The sequence below is a fragment of the Rodentibacter myodis genome, from assembly GCF_001999305.1.
Classification (GTDB): domain Bacteria; phylum Pseudomonadota; class Gammaproteobacteria; order Enterobacterales; family Pasteurellaceae; genus Rodentibacter; species Rodentibacter myodis.
In genome coordinates this window covers 1-2,894 of sequence record NZ_MLHQ01000052.1, presented here as the reverse complement: position 1 = coordinate 2,894, position 2,894 = coordinate 1, and the positions used below count along the sequence as shown (strand labels likewise).

Here is a 2,894-nt window from a genome sequence, read left to right as displayed (position 1 = left end):
GATTTTCTATATCGGTATGGCTGATTGAACCTGTCTTAAAGCGGTTTTTCTCTGTTTCCGCTTCACTTTCAATGACTGCACCATTTAATTGCGTATGCTGATGGATTGTGACATTCATCCCTTCCTCACCCACTTGAATGCCCGTTTGTTCTTTCACTTGGGCATAATCCACTTTCGCTTTGCTATACGCCGCATTCACCGATGCACCGCCGCCCGAGCCATAAGCTATCGAACCGCTCGCGCCGGCACTCACTTGTTTCGAGTCGTAGATGATACGATTGGAGATCTTGCCTAATAAATCGTATGGTAAATGCGCCCAATTTGATCCGTATTTTGACGGTTGCCAAGATACATAACCATGTGCGTGGATTTTTCAAATCCAAACACCCTACGCTTACTATAATTTTTTAATAAAAGCTGCAACCATAGAAAAAATAAAACAAAAGGATACCACTTTAATAATTCTAAGAAATTAATTTTATATAGGTTAAAATCAACTTTATAAAAAATTAATAGGAATATCATGCCAAAAATATATATCGACATTTCAAAAATATCAAAGATCTTACTTTTCAATATTTTCTCCTGATTTAATTACTCGATCATATTCTTTGTCAAATACGTTATTTATAACTTCCCTTACTACTGGTGTTATAGGATTACTACCTAATTTAAAACCAATAGCTGCTCCAATTACGTTACCTCCTGTAGTTTTAACCACATCATATTTTCCATTATCTTTAGCCCAATCAACTGTTACTCCTAGACCAATAGCAGGGAGCACCGGCATACCTGATGCAACTCCTCCTGTAGCTGTTGAGTAAAAAATATCAATCCCCGATTTAGTTAAATCATCTGAATTCATTTCTTTACCATTATAATCTAACAAAAAAATGCAGTTAAAAGTGTAATAGAAATAGAACATATTACACTAGCACATATCAGGTGAAATAACTTCCTTATCATTATTACTATAATTTATTTACTTATTTATTTTTTATATCAAAAATAAAATAAATAGCTGTAACTATATGGCAAATTTCCAGTAAAACGTCCATAAACTAGATAATCAAAACCACCTAAAATTAATTCAAAAGCGATAAAACATAACAAACATGATAATAAGTAAAAAAAGAAGTATTTCATCATTTATTGCTATCTTTATATTTTAACATTTCATCTTTTAATATTTTTTGATCTGAAAAATATTTATTAACTCTTTCTGATATATAAGAATCAGAAATATTTGTTTTCCAAAAAGTTTCCTGTTCGATAGCCTACCTTATAAGATGCTACTGATACTAATCCAATAAGAGTAGAATGCTTGAATGGTAAACCATTCAAGCACGTATTGATTTTTCGTTCGTGAAATAATGTTTCACACACACTACGCTCGCTAAGATCTATTTTCATAAAGAGATATAATTATTACCAAAAAGCTAGTAAAAAATGAAAAATTAAATACTTTAATAAGTTTATGATAATCAAAATTTCCTGTGCTTATATAATCTAGCGAAAAGAAGAATACAGTTAAAAGTGTAATAGAAATAGAACATATTACACTAGCACATATCAGGTAAAATAACTTCCTTATCATTACTACTTTTCATCCTTAGACAATGGCTTACTAACTGCTTCTGATGCAATTGAATCTACTATATTTCCAAATCTACTAGGTATCGCACTAGGACTTTGCTGATAAGAAATACCCAAATATCCCAATTCTTTCCAAGAATATTTATTTCTTGCAGGATTAAATATTGGGTTTAATTTGTTTTCTAAAAAGTTTCCTGCTCGATAACCCACCTTAGAAGATATTCCTGATACGAATCCAGAATATGCGGACTCACTATCATCCTCTCCTTTCACTTTACTTGTATAATATGAACCTATCATGTTCGTATTAACCGTTGTTGTGTAATTTTTGCCTGCTGTCATTTTTCCTAAAGCTCCTGATGAAAGTACATCAACAATATCCACATCTTTATTAAAATAATATTGCACTCCTGCATTTGCACCCATACCGATCCCTGCTGAAACAAACGCACTCTTAGAGTTATTCGTTAATAAATTTCTTGCACCAACAAGTAAAAAAGGCCAATTAGTTATATCTGCAACTTGATACGCTAATCTATCTGTAGCAGATACTCTATCTTTTAAAAATCTTAGGTCTCTTTCATTGACATAATTTACTATCTTGATCGTATCATCATCTTGTAATGCCTCACTCATCAGGATTCGTCCTGAAGTATCGTATTTAGCTCGTGCGATATTAGTGGAAACATCAATCACCTCCTCCATACCTGCACATCTAATCCCCCCATTATCGCAATTTTCATAAAGCTCACGGCTTCTTTTATTACTTCTATCTAAGTATTCTTTAACTATAGAGGTACAATCCTGCCCTTTAGATTTGCACTCAAGCATTTTTTTCTCAAACTCTCTTTGTTCCTCTTCCCAAAGGTAATTATTCTCCACCGCCCTCTTAGCAGTCTCAGCCCCTGCCGTTGCCGTAATAAAAGTACCGCCTTGTTGGTCTGTGGTGTCATTAGCTTTCGATGTGAGTACCCCTGCCAAACCGCCCGCCAGTTGGCTTAAGGTGCTGATGTTTTCTTTCTCACTTGTCGTCAGTTGATTCGGGGCTTTGTCATAAATTGCCTTAGTGAGAAGTTCGGCTGTCGCTTCACCCGTCACACCCGCAATTGCTCCCGTTAATGGGTCTTTGCCCGTCACTTGGAACTCTACTGCTGAAAGCAAGGCGTGGGCTATCAGGTTGGTTGCCTTGTCTTTTGCTGTGTCGCCCTTTGTCAATTCGTGGATTTGTTGGTTGAGATAAGGCGAGGCAAGTGCCACTATCGCGCCATTCGTGTCGTTTTGTGCCGCCGCTTGAAGTG

The 2,894-nt window shown here is 35.4% G+C and carries 2 protein-coding genes and 1 pseudogene; all 3 read right to left on the bottom strand.

Annotated features, from left to right (window positions below; translation table 11 throughout):
- Positions 1-253 (bottom strand): annotated as a pseudogene (locus BKL49_RS12065) (hypothetical protein); the annotation flags it as partial.
- A gap of 312 nt (positions 254-565) precedes the next feature.
- Entirely contained in the window at positions 566-865 is a 300-nt protein-coding gene (locus tag BKL49_RS12055; RefSeq protein WP_143530856.1) for a hypothetical protein, read from the bottom strand.
- A gap of 734 nt (positions 866-1,599) precedes the next feature.
- Positions 1,600-2,894 (bottom strand): VENN motif pre-toxin domain-containing protein (locus BKL49_RS12050; protein ID WP_208607829.1); only part of this gene is annotated, 1,295 nt, incomplete at its 5' end.

Bases quoted from the DNA above. Each gene is read 5' to 3' on its own strand.
- BKL49_RS12055 (WP_143530856.1), bottom strand. From the start codon at position 865: ATGAATTCAGATGATTTAACTAAATCGGGGATTGATATTTTTTACTCA.